19 protein-coding genes and 1 pseudogene are annotated in these 22,024 nt (G+C 55.9%); 19 read left to right on the top strand and 1 reads right to left on the bottom strand.

The window, feature by feature from the left end; all coding sequences use genetic code 11:
• Positions 1 to 276: 276 nt before the first annotated feature.
• From BMY49_RS13295 to BMY49_RS13390, 19 genes are all read left to right on the top strand, one after another.
• A complete protein-coding gene (locus BMY49_RS13295) occupies positions 277 to 1,698 on the top strand; it encodes an MBL fold metallo-hydrolase RNA specificity domain-containing protein (protein WP_062363620.1) in 1,422 nt (473 codons plus the stop codon).
• A gap of 855 nt (positions 1,699 to 2,553) precedes the next feature.
• The gene (locus BMY49_RS13305; protein ID WP_054641468.1) at positions 2,554 to 3,507 is read left to right on the top strand and encodes an ABC transporter ATP-binding protein; all 954 of its coding nucleotides are present in this window, start codon (positions 2,554 to 2,556) and stop codon (positions 3,505 to 3,507) included.
• A gap of 20 nt (positions 3,508 to 3,527) precedes the next feature.
• Positions 3,528 to 4,586 (top strand): dTDP-glucose 4,6-dehydratase, encoded by a 1,059-nt coding sequence (gene rfbB / locus BMY49_RS13310; RefSeq protein WP_089675778.1) that lies wholly within the window; start codon positions 3,528 to 3,530, stop codon positions 4,584 to 4,586.
• Between the two features lie 239 nt (positions 4,587 to 4,825).
• Complete coding sequence (locus BMY49_RS13315) at positions 4,826 to 5,191, top strand: GxxExxY protein (RefSeq protein WP_054641466.1); 366 nt, start codon at positions 4,826 to 4,828, stop codon at positions 5,189 to 5,191.
• A 51-nt stretch (positions 5,192 to 5,242) separates the two neighbouring features.
• A complete protein-coding gene (gene rfbD / locus BMY49_RS13320; protein WP_089675779.1) occupies positions 5,243 to 6,160 on the top strand; it encodes a dTDP-4-dehydrorhamnose reductase in 918 nt (305 codons plus the stop codon).
• A 104-nt stretch (positions 6,161 to 6,264) separates the two neighbouring features.
• Positions 6,265 to 7,155, top strand: coding sequence for a glucose-1-phosphate thymidylyltransferase RfbA (gene rfbA, locus BMY49_RS13325; protein WP_089675780.1), 891 nt, complete (start codon positions 6,265 to 6,267; stop codon positions 7,153 to 7,155).
• Positions 7,156 to 7,338: 183 nt separating this feature from the next.
• Positions 7,339 to 7,887, top strand: coding sequence for a dTDP-4-dehydrorhamnose 3,5-epimerase (gene rfbC, locus BMY49_RS13330; RefSeq protein ID WP_089675781.1), 549 nt, complete (start codon positions 7,339 to 7,341; stop codon positions 7,885 to 7,887).
• A gap of 31 nt (positions 7,888 to 7,918) precedes the next feature.
• Positions 7,919 to 8,965, top strand: coding sequence for an HAD family hydrolase (locus BMY49_RS13335; protein ID WP_089675782.1), 1,047 nt, complete (start codon positions 7,919 to 7,921; stop codon positions 8,963 to 8,965).
• Positions 8,966 to 8,977: 12 nt separating this feature from the next.
• On the top strand, positions 8,978 to 10,945 hold the full coding sequence (locus BMY49_RS13340) for a rhamnan synthesis F family protein (protein ID WP_089675783.1): 1,968 nt from the start codon (positions 8,978 to 8,980) through the stop codon (positions 10,943 to 10,945).
• 3 nt (positions 10,946 to 10,948) lie between these two features.
• The gene (locus BMY49_RS13345; RefSeq protein WP_089675784.1) at positions 10,949 to 11,938 is read left to right on the top strand and encodes a hypothetical protein; all 990 of its coding nucleotides are present in this window, start codon (positions 10,949 to 10,951) and stop codon (positions 11,936 to 11,938) included.
• A 153-nt stretch (positions 11,939 to 12,091) separates the two neighbouring features.
• Positions 12,092 to 13,657, top strand: coding sequence for a hypothetical protein (locus BMY49_RS13350; RefSeq protein WP_089675785.1), 1,566 nt, complete (start codon positions 12,092 to 12,094; stop codon positions 13,655 to 13,657).
• Between the two features lie 29 nt (positions 13,658 to 13,686).
• The gene (locus BMY49_RS13355; RefSeq protein WP_208596201.1) at positions 13,687 to 15,291 is read left to right on the top strand and encodes an aldolase catalytic domain-containing protein; all 1,605 of its coding nucleotides are present in this window, start codon (positions 13,687 to 13,689) and stop codon (positions 15,289 to 15,291) included.
• Between the two features lie 23 nt (positions 15,292 to 15,314).
• Entirely contained in the window at positions 15,315 to 16,100 is a 786-nt protein-coding gene (locus tag BMY49_RS13360) for a 3-deoxy-manno-octulosonate cytidylyltransferase (protein ID WP_244154971.1), read from the top strand.
• Positions 16,097 to 16,762: an HAD family hydrolase gene (locus BMY49_RS13365; RefSeq protein WP_089675787.1), complete on the top strand. Its 666-nt coding sequence runs from the start codon at positions 16,097 to 16,099 to the stop codon at positions 16,760 to 16,762. Before BMY49_RS13360 ends, BMY49_RS13365 begins: the two co-directional genes overlap by 4 nt.
• A 29-nt stretch (positions 16,763 to 16,791) precedes the next feature.
• Positions 16,792 to 17,754, top strand: coding sequence for a sulfotransferase family 2 domain-containing protein (locus BMY49_RS13370; RefSeq protein ID WP_089675788.1), 963 nt, complete (start codon positions 16,792 to 16,794; stop codon positions 17,752 to 17,754).
• On the top strand, positions 17,751 to 20,060 hold the full coding sequence (locus BMY49_RS13375; protein ID WP_208596202.1) for a glycosyltransferase family 2 protein: 2,310 nt from the start codon (positions 17,751 to 17,753) through the stop codon (positions 20,058 to 20,060). Before BMY49_RS13370 ends, BMY49_RS13375 begins: the two co-directional genes overlap by 4 nt.
• Positions 20,061 to 20,253: 193 nt before the next feature.
• Positions 20,254 to 20,541 carry a Phd-YefM gene (locus tag BMY49_RS13380; protein ID WP_089675789.1) on the top strand — a complete coding sequence of 96 codons (288 nt, stop codon included), beginning with the start codon at positions 20,254 to 20,256 and terminating at the stop codon, positions 20,539 to 20,541.
• Between the two features lie 3 nt (positions 20,542 to 20,544).
• Positions 20,545 to 20,829 carry a type II toxin-antitoxin system RelE family toxin gene (locus BMY49_RS13385; RefSeq protein ID WP_089675790.1) on the top strand — a complete coding sequence of 95 codons (285 nt, stop codon included), beginning with the start codon at positions 20,545 to 20,547 and terminating at the stop codon, positions 20,827 to 20,829.
• A 53-nt stretch (positions 20,830 to 20,882) separates the two neighbouring features.
• Complete coding sequence (locus BMY49_RS13390; protein WP_208596203.1) at positions 20,883 to 21,911, top strand: rhamnan synthesis F family protein; 1,029 nt, start codon at positions 20,883 to 20,885, stop codon at positions 21,909 to 21,911.
• Here the strand turns inward: BMY49_RS13390 and BMY49_RS17260 are convergent.
• Positions 21,878 to 22,024: pseudogene (locus BMY49_RS17260) on the bottom strand (IS630-like element ISHsp2 family transposase); the annotation flags it as partial. The gene BMY49_RS13390 and the pseudogene BMY49_RS17260 overlap by 34 nt on opposite strands.

Genomic DNA, 22,024 nt, shown 5'->3' on the forward strand with positions numbered 1-22,024 from the left:
AACGATCAATCGCGTCAACACCTCGAATGGCGGCACCAAACCCGTAGCGCGGCGTAACGAAAGAGCGAGAGCAACGAGCGAAAGAGGCACCCGCGAAGGGCGGCGCTAGCCGCCCCGATCACGCCACCGCACCTAGCCCGCTCAAGCAATCGCCCAATAAATTGGCCTCCCACAGCAAGCTCAGTAGCCCATCCAAGCAACTAGCTCTTGTGGGAGGGGGCTTCAGCCCGCGACGGCCGCGCCACAGCACTGAAAGAAAGCACGAAAAGGAATTCAATGCTCAACATCACCCACCACGGCGGAGCCAAAGGCGTCACCGGAAGCTGCCACCAGCTCACCCTCGATAGCGAACATTCACTGCTGATCGACTGCGGGCTATTCCAAGGCGAAGACGCAACAGAAGACGCCTTCGATCAGCTTCAAATCGAATTCGATATCAGCACTGTAAAAGCGCTGGTCATCACCCACGTACATATCGACCACGTAGGCCGCTTGCCTTACCTACTGGCTGCCGGGTTCAAAGGGCCAATCATTTGCTCCATTCCTTCGGCCAAACTTCTGCCCCTGGTGATTGAAGACGCTCTAAAAATCGGCTTCACCCGCAACGCCCAACTCATCGAGCGTTTCCAGCAGCAGCTAGAAAGCCAAATCGTCAGCGTGCCCTACGGCAAATGGCACACCGTGGTCGGAAAATCCGAAGAAGGCATCACCACACGAGTAAAGCTCAAGCGGGCAGGGCACATTCTCGGCTCCAGCTACGTGGAAGTAGCCCACCAGCACCCCAACGGCGAAAAGGAACGGGTCATCTTCAGCGGTGATTTAGGCGCGCCCTACGCACCGCTACTCCCCGCACCTAAATCCCCCTACGGCTGTGAACAGCTAGTACTCGAAAGCACCTACGGCGACCGCCAGCACCCCGACCGCCGCCAGCGCCGCGCCACGCTGAAGCAGGCCATCGAGCAAGCACTCACTAACGGCGGCACGATCATGGTGCCCGCCTTCAGCATAGGCCGCACCCAAGAGCTGCTCTACGAGCTGGAAGGCATCATTTACGAAGCCGAGCGCAACGCCAAACGCGGCTTACCCAAAAGCCTGTGGCAAGCGCTAGAAATCATCGTTGATTCACCGCTCGCCGCCCGCTTCACCCAGGTATACCGCGAGCTGAAACCCTACTGGGACGACGAAGCCCAACGCCGCCTGCGCAGTGGCCGTCACCCGCTCAACTTTGCCAATCTCTACACGGTGGATAGCCACGCCGAGCATGAACAAACCGTAGAGTACTTGGCTAAAACGGGTAGACCGGCAGTAGTGATTGCCGCCAGCGGCATGTGCGCAGGCGGGCGCATTATGAACTACCTCAAAGCCATGCTCGGCGACGAACGCCACCAAGTACTGTTTGTGGGCTACCAAGGCGCAGGCACACCAGGGCGGGATATTCAGCAATACGGCCCACAAGGCGGCTGGGTAAACATCGACGGCGAGCGGTACGACATCAAAGCAGGGGTTAGCAGCATCAGCGGCTACTCCGCCCACGCCGACCAAAAAGACCTACTCAATTTCGTCAAACGCATGCGCCGCTGGCCCCACACCATCCACCTGGTGCACGGCGAACAAACCGCCCGCAGCGCACTCAAACGAGAGCTGGAAGCGATGTACGCCCGAAAAGGAAAGGGTGTGACAGTGATGAATGGTGAATAGAACCACCCCCCCCAGTTCACTGCATAACGATCAAGCGCGGCAACACCGCGAAAGGCGGCAACACCTCGAATGGCGGCAACACCTCGAAAGGCGGCAAACACCCCGTAGCGCGGCGTAACGAAAGAGCGAGGTCACGAGCGAAAGAGGCACCCGCAGCGGCGGCCCGGCGCGAAGGGCGGCGCCAGCCGCCCCGATCAAGCCACAGTGATCGAGCAAAGCTCATTGGCCTCATCGGCACCCCTCACGGGGTGCTTCGCGGGTGCGCTCCGCTTACGCCGCGCTACGAAACACCGCCAACCTCGAAAGCGTGCAACCCCGTTGCACAACGTAATGGTCAAGCGAGCCACCCCGTAGCGCGGCGTAACGAAAGAGCGAGAGCAACGAGCGAAAGAGGCACCCGCGAAGGGCGGCCCTAGCCGCCCCGATTAAGCCACAGTGATCGAGCAGACCTCACTGGCCTCACCGGCACCCCTCACGGGGTGCTTCGCGGGTGCGCTCCGCTTACGCCGCGCTACGAAACACCGCCAACCTCGAAAGCGTGCAACCCCGTTGCACAACGTAATGGTCAAGCGAGCCACCCCGTAGCGCGGCGTAACGAAAGAGCGAGAGCAACGAGCGAAAGAGGCACCCGCGAAGGGCGGCCCTAGCCGCCCCGATCAAGCCACAGTAACCGAGCAAACCTCACTGGCCTCACCAGCACCCCTAACGGGGTGCTTCGCGGGTGCGCTCCGCTTACGCCGCGCTACGAACATCGCCAACCTCGAAAGCGTGCAATTACGCGCGGCGGCCCTTTACGCCACGGAATGTTGAAACGCCACCAAACCGCATCGAAACACCATCGGCAACCACTACCAAATGATCGAAATAAACAACCTCTACAAACGCTACCACAACCACCACGGTAGCGACTGGGTGCTCAAAGACATCAACCTCACGATCCCCACGGGGGTGAGCGTGGGGTTGATTGGTGCCAACGGCGCGGGTAAATCCACGCTGCTCAAACTGATCGCCGGGATGGACAAACCCGAACGCGGCGAAGTCATCCGCCGCAGCCGCGTTTCCTGGCCGGTGGGGCTGGCTGGCGGCATGCAAAACAACATGACCGGGCGGCAAAACGTCAAGTTCGTCGCCCGTACACAAGGTAGTGGTTCAAAAGAAGTAAAACGGGTCATCCAGTTTGTTGAAGAGTTCGCCGAAATTGGCAAAGCCTTTGATGAGCCTGTACGTACCTATTCATCAGGGATGCGCGCACGGCTTTCGTTTGGGCTTTCCCTCTCCTTCGATTTTGATGTTTATATCTCGGATGAAGCCACCGCCGTAGGCGACCGTGCTTTCAAAGCCAAAGCACAAGCCTTATTTAAAGAGCGAATTGGTAAAGCCTCACTGATTATGGTTTCCCACTCGGAAGGCATTCTTAAAGACCTCTGCCAAGCAGGGCTGTATCTAAAAGAGGGCCGCGCCTACTGGCATGACGATATTAATGCAGCGATCAAGGCCTATCACGCAGACGTTGATAGTGGCAAAGAGGTCACTAAGCCCAAGGCAGCGCATAAGCCCAAGCGGTTTGACAGTTTGCCCAGCAACATTCCCGAAGCAGACAAACACCTACAGCAAGCAAAAAGCAAGTTGGCGGAGGCGCAAAGAGCATTAAAAATCGCTAACCAACAAAATTTACTGCCTATCTACCGTAAACATATTCGTGATGACATCCCCAAGCGGCAACAGCAAGTAGCTAACGCCCAACGTCACCTAGAAGCACTCAAGCAAGAGCAGGGCGGCTCCAACACCGCTGCTGAACAAACTGAATAGCAAACTCAAGGATGTAATACATGGCGAACAAAACTTTCCTAATTACCGGCGGCGCTGGCTTTATTGGTTCAGCGGTCGTGCGTGAGCTTATCCAAAACTCTACCCACCGTGTGGTGAATGTAGACAAGCTCACCTATGCAGGGAATTTAGAATCGCTTGTCAATGTTGAAACCAGTGAGCGTTATGCCTTTGTGCAGGCCGACATTTGCGATGCACCCGCCATGCAACAACTGTTTGAACAGCACCAACCCGATGTCGTTATGCACTTGGCTGCCGAGAGCCATGTAGACCGCTCCATTGATGGCCCCGCCGAGTTTATCCAAACCAACGTAGTTGGCACCACAGTACTGCTAGAGGCGGCACGTAGTTACTGGAATAGCCTGGAAGGTGAGCGTCGTGATGCATTTCGATTCCATCACATCAGTACAGATGAAGTGTATGGCGATTTGGAAGGCACCGACGACCTATTCACCGAGACGACACCCTACGCGCCAAGCTCGCCTTACTCCGCCAGCAAGGCCAGCTCTGATCACTTAGTGCGCGCCTGGCAGCGTACCTACGGCCTGCCCACGCTGGTAACCAACTGCTCAAATAATTACGGCCCGTACCATTTCCCAGAAAAACTGATCCCGTTGATGATTCTCAACGCCCTGGCCGGTAAACCACTCCCGGTATATGGCAATGGCCAGCAAATCCGCGATTGGCTCTATGTAGAAGACCACGCCCGCGCCTTAATCAAAGTAGCCACAGAAGGTGAAATCGGCGAAACCTACAACATTGGTGGGCATAACGAAAAAGCCAACCTTACCGTTGTTGAAACACTGTGCGACCTGCTTCAAGAGCTAGTGCCACAAGAGCGGTCGTACCGTGAGCTCATCACCTTCGTGACCGATCGCCCTGGCCACGATGTACGCTACGCCATTGACGCCAGCAAAATCGAACGCGAGCTAGGTTGGGTGCCGGAAGAAACCTTCGAAACCGGCCTACGCAAAACCGTACAGTGGTACCTCGCCAACGAAACCTGGTGGAAACGCGTACAAGACGGCAGCTACCAAGGCCAACGCCTCGGTAGCCTGTAGAGACACCGCCCTGTTTTGCCACGGAATACACGGAAAACACGGATGAAAAAAAGATAGGTTTTGCATTTATTAAACCTTATCCGTGTTTTCAGTGGGCGTCCGTGGCCAACCAAAGTGTCTTAGCCACGGAAGACACGGAAGACACGGAAGACACGGAAAGCACGGATAAAAACAAGATTTAGATTTTGACCTTATCCGTGTTTTCAGTGAGCGTCCGTGGCCAATATTAAGAGGTGCACATGCTCACGGAAGAAGCACTAACATATCGAATCAGGGGGGCGGTTTTCGAAGTTAGCAAGCAGCTTGGGCCTGGTTTCTTGGAAAGCATCTATCAGAAAGCACTGTTTATTGAACTACAGTCCATAGGCCTGCATGTTGAGGCCGAAAAGCCTGTCAATATTTACTACAAGCAGTGTCTTGTTGGAGAGCATCGGCTCGATCTGTTGGTTGAAGGTAAAATTATTCTAGAGTTGAAAGCGCAAAAAAGCTTGCCTCCATCAGCTGAGCCTCAGCTCATTAACTATCTACGTGCCACTCACTTACCAGTAGGCCTGCTCATTAATTTCACCTTTCCTAAAGCACTGATCAAACGCATTGTCGTTTAATTTTTTATATCCGTGTTTTCCGTGAGCGTCCGTGGCAGAAAAGGATTCACCATGAACATCTTAATCACCGGCGGTAACGGCCAAGTCGGCTTTGAGCTCCAACGCCAATTTGCCATCTTCGGCAATATCCTGGCCCCTACACGCCAAGAGCTCGACTTAACCAACGCCCAAGCAGTAGACGCCTACTTGGGAGAACACCAGCCAGCACTGATCCTCAACGCCGCAGCCTACACGGCAGTAGATAAAGCCGAAAGCGAACCAGCGCAAGCCAAACGCCTCAATGCCGAGCTGCCAGCACAGTTAGCCGAGTATGCCGCCAAGCACAATATCTCGCTGGTGCACTACTCAACCGACTACGTATACCCCGGCAACGGCGAAACCCCCTGGCAGGAAGATAGCCCCACGGCACCGCACAGTGTATACGGCCAGACCAAGCTGGAAGGTGACCAAGCGGTTACCCAAAGCGGCTGCCAGCACCTGATTTTCCGTACCAGTTGGGTATACGCCGCACGCGGCAACAACTTTATGAAAACCATGCTGCGCCTAGGCCGCGAGCGTGAGTCGCTCAACATCGTCAACGACCAAATAGGCGCACCTACCCCAGCCCGCCTAATCGCCCAGGCCACCGCACTAGCGTTCACCACTCACGATTCACGATTCACCACTCACCACTCACCACTCACCATTCACATCCCCTCAGGCATCTACCACCTGGCGCCAAGAGGGGAAACAAGCTGGCACGTGTTCGCATGCGAAATTTTTGAGCAGGCACGCAAAGCAGGAGAAACGCTTGCTATTAAGCCGCAAGGCGCAGCGGGTATTCCCACCGCTGAGTATCCGACACCTGCACAACGGCCTTTAAACTCACGAATGAACCTGAGTAAACTTGAAGCTGCCCTTGGTGTCACACTACCGACTTGGCAAGCCCAGTTGGGCCTAACCCTTAAAGAATACCTCGAAAATACATAAGCCACGGAAGACACGGACACCACGGAAAAAACTAAAAGTGTGTTTTGCCTTTATCCGTGTTTTCAGTGAGTGTCCGTAGCAATTAACCTACACAGGAGGTAACCATGAGCCAAAATACCCAACGTAAAGGCATTATTCTCGCCGGTGGTTCAGGCACTCGCCTGCACCCCATCACCCGTGGCGTGTCAAAACAGCTATTACCGGTGTACGACAAGCCAATGATTTACTACCCCGTTTCAGTGCTGATGCTGGCGGGTATCCGCGATATTCTTATTATCTCTACCCCTGAAGACTTACCCCAATACCAAAACCTACTGGGTAGCGGGGAAGACTTTGGCATCAACCTGCAATATGCCGAACAGCCAAGCCCCGATGGCCTAGCCCAAGCCTTTATTATTGGTGAAGAATTTATTGGCGACAGCCCCGTGTGCTTAGTGCTGGGCGATAACATCTTCCACGGTCAGCACTTCTCTGAGCAGCTAAAACGCGCTGACAAACAGCCCAGCGGTGCCACCGTATTTGGTTACCTAGTAAAAGACCCTGAACGCTTTGGCGTAGTGGAATTCTGTGAAGACGGCAAGGCGATTTCCATTGAAGAAAAACCGGCCAAGCCGAAATCAGCGCACGCAGTAACGGGCCTTTATTTCTACGATAACGACGTTGTAGAAATTGCCAAAAACGTAAAACCATCCGAGCGCGGCGAGCTGGAAATCACCAGCGTTAATAACGCCTACCTTGAACGTGGCGACCTGCGCGTGGAGCGCCTTGGCCGCGGCTTTGCCTGGCTAGATACTGGTACCCACGACAGTTTGCTAGAAGCCAGCCAATACGTGCAAACCATTGAACACCGCCAAGGCCTCAAAATAGCCTGCCTAGAAGAGATTGCTTGGCAGCAAGGCTGGGTAAGCGATGAACACCTTGCAACGTTGGCAAAACCGCTCTCTAAAACCCAATACGGCCAGTATCTACAGCGCCTTTTGATAACCAAACGATAATATCTAGCCACAGACACTCACTGAAAACCTGTTTCGCCACGGACACTCACGGACGGCACGGACAAAACCTTAAATTCTTTATTGGTTTTTGACTTTATTGGTTGTTGCTTTTGACCTTGTCCGTGTTTTCCGTGAGTGTCCGTGGCCAATTAAAACGCAGCTAATTTAGGTGGTCTACCAGCTATGCATTACGAAAAACTCGCCATTCCCGATGTGGTACTGCTAACCCCCCAAGTGTTCGGTGATGAGCGCGGCTTCTTCATGGAAACCTTCCGTCAGTCCGAATTCGAGCAGCACTGCGGTCACTACACGTTCGTGCAGGATAACCACAGCCTGTCGGCCCACGGCATCCTGCGCGGCCTGCATTACCAGCTGGCGAAACCCCAGGGCAAGCTGGTGCGAGTGACCCGCGGCGAGGTGTTCGACGTGGCGGTGGACCTGCGCCAGTCGAGCCCCACCTTCGGCCAGTGGGTGGGCGCCACGCTCTCCGCCGAGAACAAGCAGCTGCTGTGGGTACCACCCGGCTTCGCCCACGCCTTCTACGTGACCAGCGACGAGGCGGAGTTCCAGTACAAGTGCACCGACTACTACAACCCCGGCGATGAGTACTGCATCCGCTGGGATGACCCGACGCTGGCCATCGCTTGGCCACTGGTGGACCATAAGGCGCCACGGGTCTCCGAGAAGGATGGGCAGGGCGACTCGTTTGTGGATGCGGTGAAGTTTGCCTAATAGCGAGCTTCTTTACTATGAAAGGGATGATATGAAAGAGACCTATACGGCACTAAGGGAATTTGGCGCCGCCTTTCTGGGGCCGGCGCTGACGGTGTATGCCCGGGCAGTAGAGAAGGAAGCACCGGGCAAGCTGCCGGTATGCCTCGCCAGGGAAGGCTGGTTGCTGCACCAGCTGCTGACCCACCTTTATGATGAGGGGCTGATTCATCTGGACAGGCCCCCTGTCTATCTGAAGGTGTCACGGACCCTGCTATTCCGCGCCATACTGGGAGAGGCCGCCACTTGGGATATTGCCCTGAAGATGGAGTTCGAGGGCACCGTTCTCGAGCTGCTGATGAAGCGCTTCGGCCTGCAGATGCACGAGGCCTATGCCGCCATGCCCCCCGAGGTGCTGGGTTTCACGCTATCGCTGCCCGATCAGATGGACGAGGTAAGGGAGTGGTTGACACCCCATGCCGAACGCCTCAAGCAGCAGGTGGCCTCTACACGTGAGGCCACCTACAGCTACTTTCAGGACCAGGGCCTGACTCAGGAAGCGGTCGTGCCGCTGATGCTGGATGTCGGCTACTCCGGCTCCATCCAGAAGCTGTGCACGCGCTTCCTCCAGTGTGACACGGCGGGCCTCTACTTCGTCGCGACCAAGCCCGGCCAGCAGTCGTTGGGCGATCAGGTCGCCAGTATCAAGGGCGTGTTCCGTGAAGGCGTGGCCTGGAAGGAGAACTACACCCTGCTGGAGCGCTCCTTGCTGCTCGAGTGCATGATGACGGCACCACATGGTCAGGTGGTGGATATCCGCCAGAGCCAGGATGGCGACTATCTCTTCTTCTACGGCAGGGAGGCCTCCAGCCAGCGGTACTACCAGAACCTCGAAGCGGTACTGGAAGGTGCCCGAGACGCCGTGACCGAAGCATTGCGCAACAAGGTGACCTATAGCGTCGGAGAGGTCGAGGCGCTCTATGAGGTCTTCGCGACTCGGCGTGGTGCCATTCCCCAGGCGGTCTGGCACCTGTTTACCGCCGACGACGACATTACCGGAAACGGCATGGTCAACCCGCTGAAAATCTTCGGAATCTAATCAGGTGTCTTCATGATCAATAGCCTCAAGTCACTGCGCAATAGCTTAAAGAAGACAGAGGGTGCCTTCAGGGCCGAAGCCGCTCCCCGCGCTCCCCGTATCGACTATGAAGCCCTCACGCGCGAGGCGGTCAGCACAGGGCTTTTCGATCCGCAGTGGTATGCCGCGCAGTATGGCAAGGAATTCGCCAGCGACCTCGATGCCTTCATGGACTATGTCCGCAAGTCAGGCTTCGCACCGGTCAATCCATCACCGGCTTTCGATGGTGAAACCTATCACCGCACTTACATGGACGTGTACCACGGGCAACTCAGTCCGCTGCTACACTACCTGATGCATGGCAGGGAAGAGGGCAGAGGATTCGCACCGCATCAACCACGCTGGTCGCCGAACCATATCCTGGAGCCGCAGCGGCAGGTAACCGATGCGGCTCAGGAGCTCAAGGTCGCCGCTTGTCTGCATATCTTCTATGAGGACTACATTCATCGCTTCGCCCAGGCGTTGAACGAGTTTCCCATCGAGATCGACGTGCTATTGACTCTGGCCAAGGACGAACACCGTGCGACCGCCAGAAAGGTATTCGAGGCGCACCCTATGGTCGGGCATGTCGAGATTCGTGTCGTTCCCAACCGCGGCAGGAACTTTGCGCCCTGGCTGGTGGAATATGCCGAGCAGCTTCAGCAGTATGATCTCTTCTGCCACCTTCACTCCAAGAAATCGCTCTACTCCGGCAGGGAGCAGACCCAGTGGGCCGATTACCTAACGGAGTATCTGCTACGCGACCCCGCCGTTACCAGTGGGGCGCTGAACCTGTTTGCCGAGCATGATGATCTCGGGATCTACTACCCCACCACTTTCTGGATGATGCCCTCCTGGGTCAACCATACGACCATGAACAACGGTTTTACGGCTGAGTGGGCGGAAAAAATGGGCATCGCGCCTACCAAGGGCTTCCTGAGCTATCCGGCCGGCGGCATGTTCTGGGCGAGGCCGCAGGCGCTCAAGGGCCTGGTCGACTCACTGTGGCGCTATGAGGACTTCCCTGAGGAGCCGCTACCCAATGATGGTTCCATGCTGCATGCCTTGGAGCGGATCATCGGCAAGCTGGCAGAGGCACGTGGTTACCGGGAGTTTTACTACTATCCGCCTACCGGGCAGTTTACCAGCGACCAGACCTATATCTTCTCAAGCTACCAGGGAAGCAGCATTGATGCGCAGCTGCCTGCCATCCGCGCCCATGAGTGCATCAGCTTCGATGTGTTTGATACCCTGGTTCGCCGTGAATATACCGAGGCCGACTACGCCAAGCTGAAGTTGGGTCAGGAGCTTGCCGAGGCGGGGAAGGTCGAGTCGGCGGAAGCCTTCGTCAAGCTGCGCAATGCCGCCGAGTTTACCCTGAGGAAGAAGGCCCAGTTCAAGGGCGATGTGTCGATCATCGACATCTATACCGAGCTTGCCAAGCAGCTTGACGTCACTGTTGAGCAAGGCAAGCGCTGGATGCAGCAGGAGTTCGAGCTCGACCTCAAGATGATCCTGCCCAAGAACGAGATGGTAGAGCTGTTCAACAACCTGGGCAGCCTGGGTCACAAACTCTGGGTCATCTCCGATACCTACTATACCCGTGGCCAGGTCGGCCTGATGCTCAAGAAGGCTGGCATCACGGTGCCTTATCGGCTACTCGTCTCCAGTGCGGAACAGAAACGCAAGGACAATGGCACCATGTGGCATATGGTCAAGCAGGACCTGGCGGAGGAGGGCATTACCCGCTACCTGCACATCGGCGACAACGTGGTGGCCGATGCCCAGTTGCCCGGTGATCTGGGGCTGACGACTTTCCATATCCTTCATCCCATGGACAAGTGGCAGGCCCTGGGCTTTCCCGCGGTTCTCCAGGGTGCCAACGCGCTGGATGAAGGGCAGATTCTCAAGTGGGGCAAACTGGTGAGCCAGGTTGGCCGCAATCCGTTTATTGGTGAATGATACATGAAGAAACTTGTTGTTCATATGGGGCCGCATAAGACTGGTTCAACGTATATTCAAAAACGGCTACATGAAAATAGGGAAGCTCTGAACGATTCAGGTATTTGCTACCCTGATGCGTATTATCTTTTCTTTGGCCATCATTATTTACTGAACGCCCTCAATGGAGAAGATGGTGTAGATAAAATATATGGAAATTTTTCATTGGGTAGTTGTGATCATAAAGATATTTTAATTTCAAGTGAAAATTTTATTTATTTAACCAAAAAAGGGCTTCTCAAACTAAGGGAGGTCTTTAGTGGTTATGATTTAAATCTTGTTTATTATATTAGGCGTCCTTCTTTAAGACTTTTGTCGCGTTGGCATGAGGAAGTTAAGCAAGGAGGGGTTGCTTCTGCAGAAAATTACTTTGTCAGCCATCTCTTTAGGCCTATGCAAAGCTCTGAAGTAAATAATATTAGGCATGTGGATTTGGCTATTGAAATTTTTGGTCGAAATTCGATAAAACTGGTTGATTATGATACGGCTGTTGCTGAAAATAATATGCTAAGCTTGCTGCTTTCAGTGGTGGGCAAAGACTTTGTTGTTCCTGATGTTCGTGAAGATGTCAACAAGATGGTGAGCCTTGCTGAGATAGAGATAATAAGGTTCTTGAATTTTAGGGCTTTAGCTGCAGGTTTGTTGAAGGGGAGTAATGTCAGAGAGGCTTTCTACTCGAGTTATGAAGAGATTTTTGGAGCGGTTGATGAGTTGAAAAAGAGGATAGAAAGTCATGCTTATGAAGTAACTATAGGTGATGCTGGATTTGATAAAGCTGTCCAAAGCCTTTTAGTCAATGAATATCATGATTTATTGATAAACAAACCCTCAGCTGTAGAAAAGGTGGTTAAGATTATTCCTTCTTCTAACTGGATGATGGAAACAGGTTTGGTGCAAGAGGCCTCAGCGATCTCAAGCTTAGTTTTTGGAAAGCTGGAATCGAAGAATGGATAGCATCGTTTCTCATTTATAATGACTCCAGAGGCGACAGGTTTCTTGACAATTAGCTAAAAAATGCTATCTGCTATCTTCTTTTTCAGGCCGGCCTCATGGATAAGTCAGGCTTATGCTTTTGCCTGCATGTTTTATTAAAAAGAGTGATTTGGTATGCCTGGTGAATTGTCTGTTCTTTTAAAATCTCTGCGTGGCGGTGAGGATAGTTTTGAAGTAGTTGAATACGATGATAAAAAAAACTCTAGTGACACTTCAAAGATTTTTGAAATGCAGCGAAAGAAAGATGTCACCGGATTAGTGGATTTTTGGAGGAAGAAAAGCGAGGAAAAGTTCTTTGAGTTGACACATCCAGAGCGAAATGTAAAAACAAGGGCTGTTTACAGTCTTCAGCATTTTATGTCCAACTATGTCTTCATGCTTGATAGGTATGGTGGTAATCCGTGGGTCATGGCTCAGTCATCTTTTTTGATTGATATGGCAATTACAGATAAGGTTATATATAAAAATTATTTTGTTGATGAGAGAACGATTCTCCCCCATATTTGTAAGTTGTCAGAAGTAAACCTTGATGATTTTGAGTATGATTTCGCGGATTTTGGCTTTGTTCTTTCTAATGCCAGGCCCTATCATCATTTTTATGATCAGCTTAAGTTTTTTTGTGCCCTCCCCGATCGTAAGTGCATATCGACAAAAAGCTCTTTCTTCTTTGGAAGTGATGCCTGTAGGGCTAAGAATGGTCAGAAGGTGTTTCTTTTTCCAAATGCGGTGGGGAATAGCCATTTGAACCAAAAAGAAAGCTCTGTGGTGAGATCATTGAACGAAGCCATGGAGCTAAGTGTATATAGAGAAGCGCTCAATCTCAGAAAGGTGGAGGCTGATCCTAGTTCTGAATGCGATTTGGTTTTATGGTTTGGCGTGACCGGGCAGAAACGCAGCTGGTTAGAGCAAGTCGATGGTTGTGTAAATATTGTAAAATCGTTCAAACCCTATTTTGATAAAATTTTTGTTTATGTAGATGGCATGACTGCTATGCAGGGGAGTAGGATAAATAATAAAGAAGACGAAGCAGTGTTTCGAGAGATAGACCGCGGAGTCGCTGGAATTGGTGGGGTAACTGCTCAGTCTCTTATTGGCTGGGATTATAGAGAAAAAATCTTGTGCTGCAATTCCGTCGATTTCTTTATTGCCAATGCCGGTAGCGGGTGCATGGTGCCCCTCAGGTTTGTGAAAAAGCCAGGGGTGCTGCACAGCAATACCAAGCTGTTCACATTTCCCGATGAGTACCCTAGTTATGTGAAAAGGGTTAGCAATTACTACGTCGAGGATGTTTTCAATGGCAAGAACTCGGTTGCCATGCACGTTAGCTATCATATTCCCTGGCAACATGTTTTCAACCTTGCCGCGGATGTGGTTCGTGAAATAAAAAATATTGAGGTGAAAAAGCTTGAGGTGCCTAAGCTAGGCGATGATGAAATTCACAATTCGGAAAAGTTGAAAGATAAAGAGGAAGTTGAACGACACTTCTCTAACCTGGCTGAAAATGTTGGGAGGGGATTGAGTTCGGCGGAGATCTTACGTGACGTCGCGCTTTCCTTTGAGAAATCAGGAGATGTTCACACTGCCATGAAGTTGATGGAGAAAGCACACCTTCTGCGTCCGAATGGCCCAGTGATAAAACGTAAGCTTGATGAGTACAGAGCTTTGGTGAATGGCAAGTGATTTATTTTGGATGTCGATATTGAGGTTTTATGACTATTATTTTTCTTGACTGTACCCTCCGTGATGGAGGCTACTATAATGCTTGGGATTTCTCTCCCGAACTGATCCACCAATACCTCGAGGCCATGCAGGCCGCCGGGGTGGATGTGGTGGAGCTGGGCTTCCGCACGCTGAAGAACCAGGGCTTCCAGGGCCCCTGCGCTTTCACCACTGATGAATTTATCCGCAGCTTGACGATACCGGCCGGGCTGACGATTGGCGTGATGGTCAACGGCAACGAACTGGTGGGAGAGGTGCCCCAGCAGGAAGCGCTGGAGCGGCTGTTCCCCAACGCGGCGGCGGATTCACCGGTAGACCTGGTGCGTATCGCTTGCCATGTGCATGAGTTCGAGAAGGCGCTGCCGGCGGTCACCTGGCTCAAGGAGCGCGGCTATCAGGTCGGCTTCAACCTGATGCAGGTGGCGGATCGCACCGAAGAGGAAGTGAAAGCGCTCGCCCGTCAGGCCAAGGCCTACCCGATGGATGCGCTCTACTTCGCCGACAGCATGGGCAGCATGAATCCGGATCAAGCCGCGCAAATCATCCAGTGGTTCCGCAGCGAGTGGAAAGGCCCCATGGGTATTCACACTCATGACAACTTAGGTCTCGCGCTCTCCAACACCCTTAGGGCGCTGGATGAGGGCGTGACCTGGGTGGACTCCACCGTCACGGGCATGGGCCGCGGGCCGGGCAATGCCCGCACCGAGGAGCTGGCCATCGAGATCGCCGAACGCCGCGGCAAGTCGGTCAATATGGTGCCGCTGATGGTGCTGCTGCGTGAGCACTTCACGCCCATGCAGGCCCACTACGGCTGGGGCACCAACCCCTATTACTACCTGGCGGGCAAGTACGGCATTCACCCCACCTATATTCAGGAGATGCTCAGCGACTCCCGCTACAGCGAGGAAGACGTGCTGGCGGTGATCGAGCACCTGCGGGTGGAGGGCGGCAAGAAGTTCAGCCTCAACACCCTGGACGCGGCTCGTCATTTCTACCGCGGGGAGCCCAAGGGCCAGTGGTCACCCAAGGAGCGCTTTGCCGGGCGAGAGGTGTTGCTGCTGGGCACCGGGCCGGGCGTGGCGCGTCATCGTGAAGCGCTGGAGCGCTACATCCGCGACCACCAGCCGCTGGTCTTGGCCCTCAATACCCAGAGCGCCATTGATGCCGAATTGATTGATCTGCGTGTGGCCTGCCACCCGGTGCGCCTGCTGGCAGACTGTGAGGCGCATACCCGGCTACCCCAACCGCTGATCACCCCGTTCTCCATGCTGCCGGCGGATGTGCGTGACTCGCTGGGTGAAAAGCAGGTGCTGGACTTCGGCCTGAACGTGCAGGCGGATGGTTTCGAGTTTGCCGAGACGCACTGTACGTCACCTACCTCGCTGGTGGTGGCCTACGTCCTGGCAGTGGCTACCAGTGGCCAGGCCTCCCGCATCCTGATGGCCGGTTTCGATGGCTATGGCGCCGATGACCCGCGCAGCCGCGAGATGCATCAGCTGCTGGAGCAGTATCAGGCCGCCGAAGGGGCGTTGCCCATCACGGCCATCACCCCCACTCGCTACGGGCTGCACAGCGAATCGGTCTACGCGCTCTGAGGGGCTCGCACGGCTCATTACCTTTGAGCCTTTCCTTTCAACATGACGAACAAGAGGCCGCTATGCGTAGTGTGGTCATGATTCCCGCCCGCTATGGCTCCAGCCGCTATCCGGGCAAACCGCTGGTACCCCTGCTGGGCAAGCCGATGATCCTGTGGGTTGCCCAGCTCTCGGCCCGTGCCGTCGGCGCTGAGAATGTCTATGTCGCCACCGAAGATCGGCGTATCGCCGAGGTCGTCGAAGATGCCGGCTTTCAGGCGGTCATGACCACTGACGATGCCCTGACCGGCACCGACCGCTTGGCTCAGGCCGCCGAGCAGGTCGAGGCGGATATCTACATCAACGTCCAGGGGGATGAGCCGCTGGCCGACCCGGCCGATATCCTCAAGGTGCGCGACGCCAAGCTGGCCCATATGGACGCCATCATCAACGGCGTCAGCTGGGTAGGTGAGAACGAAGACCCCCATAGCGTCAATATCCCCAAGGTGATCACCAACGAGCGCGACGAGCTGGTCTACATGTCGCGGGTAGCGCTGCCGGGCTTCAAGGACGCCAAGTGCGCGCCCAAGCGCTACAGGAAGCAGGTGTGCCTCTACGCCTTCACCCGCGAGGAGCTCACCGCCTTCCGCGCCTTCGGCCGCAAGAGCGCGCTGGAGCAGGCCGAGGACATCGAGATCCTGCGCTTCCTGGAGCTAGGCAAGACCATCCGCATGGTGGAAACCCGCCCCGGCAGCCTGGCGGTGGATGTGCCCGAAGATGTGACCAAGGTGGAGGCCGCTCTGCGCCAGGCCGGCCAGGTGCCGTCATGAGGTATCCGGTCACCGACTACACCACCCTGGTCTTCGACTGCGACGGCGTGGTGCTGGACTCCAACAAGGTCAAGACCGACGCCTTCTATCAGGCGACCTTGCCCTATGGCGAGGCCGCCGCCCAGGCCATGGTCGATTACCACGTCGCCAACGGCGGGGTGTCGCGCTACAAGAAGTTTGCTCATTTCCTTGAGCAGATCGCCCCGGCCTGTGCCGTGACTCCACAAGAGGGCCCCGACCTCGATGCCCTGCTGAAGGCCTATGCCGACCAGGTGCGCGAGGGGCTGTTGCGCTGTGAGATGGCCCCGGGCCTGGAGGCGCTGAGCCACCAGACCCCCGATGCCCGCTGGCTGATCGTCTCCGGGGGCGATCAGGCCGAGCTGCGTGATGTCTTTGCCTGCCGTGGAATCGCCGCGTGGTTCGACGGCGGTATCTTCGGCAGCCCCGATACCAAGGACGAGATCCTGGCCCGTGAGCTGGCATCCAATAACATCCGGCAGCCGGCGCTATTCCTAGGCGACAGCAAGTACGACCATCAGGCGGCCAGTGCCGCCGGGCTGGATTTCGTGTTTCTGAGCGGGTGGAGCGAGGTGGTGGATTGGGAGCAGTGGATTGACGACCAAGGCATTACCGAAGCTGGCTCCATCGAAGACATCGTATAAGTTATTCTCACCAAGCGAAGCCATTTACCTTGCTATATTTTGTCCATATCCCCAAGACCGCTGGAACCAGCTTCCGCCTTGGTGCCGAGCGCTACTTCAGTCGCGATATCATCGTTTACGATTACGGCAAGGAATCACCAGCCACCACGCCGCTGGTCGTTGATACCCTCTATGATGAGCCCAAGGATTTTTGGGCGTTTCGAGAGGCCTGCCAGTCGAAGAATGCCGCCATGGTCGGTGGCCATGTCAATGCAAACCGCTTCATCTCCCTCTTCGGTGTCGGCCAGACGTTGACTTTCCTGCGTGACCCCCTGCAGCGCATGGCTTCCGAATATGCCCACTTCGTGCGTCACTATGAGTACAAGGGCAGCTTTCACGACTTCTACTCACGCCCGATCATGCACAACCGTCAGAGCAAGATCCTGCACGGGGTTGATGTCGAGGCTGTGGGGTTCGTCGGACTGACCGAGCGTTATACCGATAGCCTGGATCTGCTCAACGCCCGTTATGGGATTGAGATTCCGCAGCGTGAGGATAACCGCGGCAAGAAAAGGCTGGATGCCGTGCATGAGATCTCCGCCGAGGACGAGGCCGAACTGAAGCAGCTGAACAAGCGAGATATTCGCCTGTACGAGCAGGCCGTAGCGCTGTTTGATCAGCGTTACACGACGCACCAAGAGGGTAAGCCCTGGGCCCATTCTCGCCTGGTGGAGGTCAAGCCGGGGCGCATCGCCGGCTGGGCGTGGTGGGCGGGGGAGAGCGATGACCCTGTGGACGTAGAGGTGTGGGCCAACGGTAAGCACCTGGATACGGTTTCCGCAGTAGAGCTTCGCCCGGGGCTGTGCCGACTGTTGCCGCCGCGGGGTGGCTATGTGGGCTTTCATCTGCCGGTAAAACTCAAGCCCGGTGATCAGGTACAATGCCGCGTTGCCAGCACCGGCCAGTGGTTTCCGTTGAAGCCGCGCCGTGTGCCGAAACCGGAAGGGAAATGAACGCGATGAATCGCAAACGCCTCGACAAGGGATCGCGTTGGCTCGCCCGTGGCCTGGATGACACCATTCTGGTTCGCTGTCCACTGGCTCGGCTCAAGCCCCACTATCAGCTTCAGCCGCTGAATGCTGTAGAGACTAGCTACACTTGGCAGGCCACCGGCGAGGATCCCCAGTTCCTGCTCACCCGCGACTTGCCCCTGCCCGGCTGGCAGATGCTGGAAGTGGCCATGGAGCACGACCAGCCCAGTGTGGCGGTGAAGCTCTACCTGGATACCGGTAAAGGCTTCAGCGAGGCGCAGAGCGTCTATCTGCCGCTGAAGAGCGGACGGATCAGCAAGCGACTTTTCTATGTGCCGCGACGGCTGAAGGCCCTGCGCTTCGATCCCATGGAGCATGAGGGGCGTTTCAGTATTACCCACCTGCGTATCGCCTGGTTGAGCCCCTGGTTCGCCCACGACCGCCTGGCCCAGCGCCTGGCCAATATGCATCATGAGTACCGCAGCGTGGCAAAGGCCCAGGTGCTGCCTTCGCTGAAACAACAGGCGCGTGAGGTTGGGGTGCACTGGCGGGACCTGGCGCTGGAGCACTACGATGCCACCTTCGAGCGGCGCACCGCGCGCTACAGCTACACCAAATGGCTGGAAGGGCGTCGCGAGCTCTCGGTCGAGCGGGTGCAGCGGGTAATCGACAAGTTGCCGAAGCAGCCGTTGATCTCTGTAGTGATGCCGGTCTACAACCCCCGCATCGAGTGGCTGCGTGAGTGCCTGGACTCGGTGCTTGCGCAGCACTACCCCCATTGGCAGCTGTGCATTGCCGATGATGCCTCCAGCGATCCGGCGGTACGCGAGGTGCTGGCCGAATACGCCGCACGCGACGGGCGTATTCAGGTGGAGTACCGCGAGGACAACGGGCATATCTGTGCGGCCAGCAACAGCGCCCTGGCGCTGGCCGAGGGTGAGTTCGTGGCACTGCTCGATCACGATGACTGTCTTTCGCCCCACGCCCTGTTCCATGTGGCGGAGGCGCTGCACCGCTATCCTGACGCCGGCCTGCTCTACAGCGACGAGGACAAGCTCAACGAGGCGGGCGAGCGCTTCGATCCCCACTTCAAGCCCCAGTGGAATCCCGACCTGCTGCTGGCGCAGAACTATATCTCGCATCTGGGGGTGTATCGCACTGGACTGGTGCGCGAGGTGGGTGGCTTTCGCGAAGGCTTCGAAGGCAGCCAGGATCATGATCTGGTGCTGCGCGTCTGTGAGCGCCTGGCAGCCGAGCAGATCGTGCATATTCCCCATGTGCTATATCACTGGCGGGCCGGCGAGGGCTCCACGGCGCTGCAGAGCGATGAGAAGGACTACACCACCCGGGCAGGAGTGGCGGCGGTGCGCGAGCATGTGCAGGCGCAGGTGCCTGGCGCCGAGGTGGTGGAAGGGCATTATCCCAATACCTATCGGGTGCGCTGGCCGCTGCCGGAGCGGCTGCCGCTGGTCAGCCTGCTGATTCCCACCCGAGACCGGGTGGAGATCCTCAAGCCCTGCGTGGATGCCATTCTCGAGCGCACCGACTACCCCCACTTCGAAGTGCTGATCCTCGATAACCAGAGCACCTGCATCAAGACGCTGGACTATATGCGCGATATATCCTGCCGTGACGACCGGGTCAGGGTGCTGCGCTGGAATGAGCCCTTCAACTACTCGGCGATCAACAACTATGGGGCGCTGTATGCCCGGGGTGAGATCCTGGGGCTGGTCAATAACGATATCGAGCCGATCGGCGGTGACTGGCTGGATGAGATGGTGCGTCAGGTCTGCCGGCCACGGATCGGTTGCGTGGGGGCCAAGCTCTACTATCCCAATGATACTCTCCAGCATGGCGGGGTGATCCTGGGCATCGGCGGCGTGGCGGGTCATGCGCACAAGTATTTTCAGCGTAGCTCGCCGGGCTACTTCACCCGGCTGCATCTGGCGCACAATCTGTCTGCCGTCACCGGCGCCTGCCTGCTGGTGCGCAAGGCGGTATTCGAGGAGGTGGGTGGCTTGAATGAAGAGCATCTGGCGATCGCCTTCAATGACGTCGATCTATGCCTCAAGGTGCGCGAGGCGGGGTATCGCAACCTATGGACGCCCTATGCCGAATTCTATCACCATGAGTCGGTCTCCCGCGGGGCGGATGACAATCCGGTCAAGCGCGCCCGCGCCAACGCCGAGGCGCAATATATGCGCGATACCTGGGGCAAGGCGCTGGACAGTGATCCGGCCTATAACCCCAATCTGACCCTGGTGCATGAGGATTTTTCGTTGCGGTGAACCCGGCTGCGCCGGGAGCTGTAAGCCGTAAGCTATACGCTGTAAGTGGTGGCTGAAGCTTGAAGAGCAAGCTGAAAGTAATCCCAACCTCAGCATCGAGTGAGGGGTGAGGAGAGGGGGGGCTCAAGCTTAATTTATGCATTATTGTTAGTATTATTGTGTGTATAAATATATTGCTTTTGTGGAGGCGCGCATGGCTACTTTACTGGAACGCCCGGAGGATGCGGTCTCTGCTACGGCAATGGCGCGCAGTTTCAGCTCTCGGCTTAAAGAGATATCGGCCCGGGATACCGAGCGGCTGGTGATTTTCAAGGATAATCAGCCCGTTGCGGTGATGATGAACGTCCAGGCATATCAGGATCTTGTCGATGAGCTAGAAGATTTGCGCATCGAGGCCATCGCGCGTGACCGGCTGGCCAGTTACCAGGGCGATCAGGCCGTTTCCCATGAGGACATGCGTGCCCTGTTCGATGCTGATTGACCCATGAGGTGGCGCGTTATCTACCACCCGGAGGTTCAGAAGGATCTTGCTCGCTTGGGCACGGCCGCTGCGAAACGAATCCTCGATGTCATCGAGGATCGGATCCGTGATGGTGAGCCTGATAAGCTGGGCAAGCCTCTCCGTGGGACCTTGGCGGGCTGCCGGCGAATCCGCACCGGGAATACACGAATCGTGTACCGGGTAGATGGAGAAGCTATCCAGGTGCTGATTATCGCCGTGGGGGCGCGGTGTGATGAAGAGGCCTATAAGCGGGCTGGTGCTGAGTGATGGGGCGCGGCCGACCGAGGATATCTACTTTCTCGAGTCGGTCGCGCTCCGTGATGCATGGCAGGGAAGAAGGCAGGGGGTTCGCACCGCATCAGCCACGCTGGGCGCTGCGCCAGATCCTGGAGCCTCAGCGACAGGTTGCCGGTGCTGCCCAGGAGCTCAAGATCGCTGCCTGCCTACATATCTTCTACGAAGACTATATCCATCGCTTCGCTCAGGCACTTAACGAGTTTCCCATCGAGCTGGATGTACTGCTGACCCTGGCCAAGGAAGAGCATATTGCGACTGCCCGGAAGGTCTTCGAGGCGCACCCCAGGGGCAGGCACGTCGAGATTCGGGTCGTGCCCAATCGCGGTCGAAACTTTGCACCCTGGCTGGTGGAGTATGCCGAGAAACTTCAGCAGTATGACCTCTTCTGCCATCTCCACTCCAAGAAGTCGCTCTACTCAGGGCGTGAGCAGACCCAGTGGGCCGACTATGCAACCGAGTTCACCTTGAGGAAGAGGGCCCAGTTCAAGGGCGATGTATCGATCATCGACATCTATACCGAATTGGTCAAGCAGCTTGGCGCCACTGACCAGGAAGGTCAGTGCTGGATGCAGCAGGAGTTTGAGCTCGACCTCAGGATGATCCAGGCCAAGAATGAGATGGTAGAGCTGTTCAACACCTTGGGCAGCCTGGGCCATAAGCTCTGGGTGATCTCCGATACCTACTATACCCGTGGCCAGGTCGGCCTGATGCTCAAGAAGGCTGGGGTCACCGTACCGTACCGTCTGCTGGTCTCCAGTGCAGAGCAGAAGCGCAAGGACAATGGCACTATGTGGCATATGGTCAAGCAGGATTTGGAGGGGGAGGGTATCACTCGCCACCTGCATATTGGTGACAATGTGGTGGCCGATGCCCAGCTTCCGGGAGATCTGGGGCTGACAACCTTCCATATCCTCCACCCGATGGACAAGTGGCAGGCGCTTGGCTTCCCCGAGGTGCTGCAGGGCGACGATGCGCTGGATGAAGGACAAATACTCAAGTGGGGCAAGCTGGTAAGTGCCTATTCAAAATTAATCGCGCACTCAGTGCCATAGCCATCGAGTAGCCGGTGTACCTCATCACAGAGGTTATCAAACGAAAGATACGCACTCAGCGGCAGCCATGCATACTTCATCTGCCGCCACAGAATCTCAATCAGATTCAGCTC

This window comes from Vreelandella aquamarina (assembly GCF_900110265.1).
In the GTDB taxonomy this organism is placed as follows: domain Bacteria; phylum Pseudomonadota; class Gammaproteobacteria; order Pseudomonadales; family Halomonadaceae; genus Vreelandella; species Vreelandella aquamarina.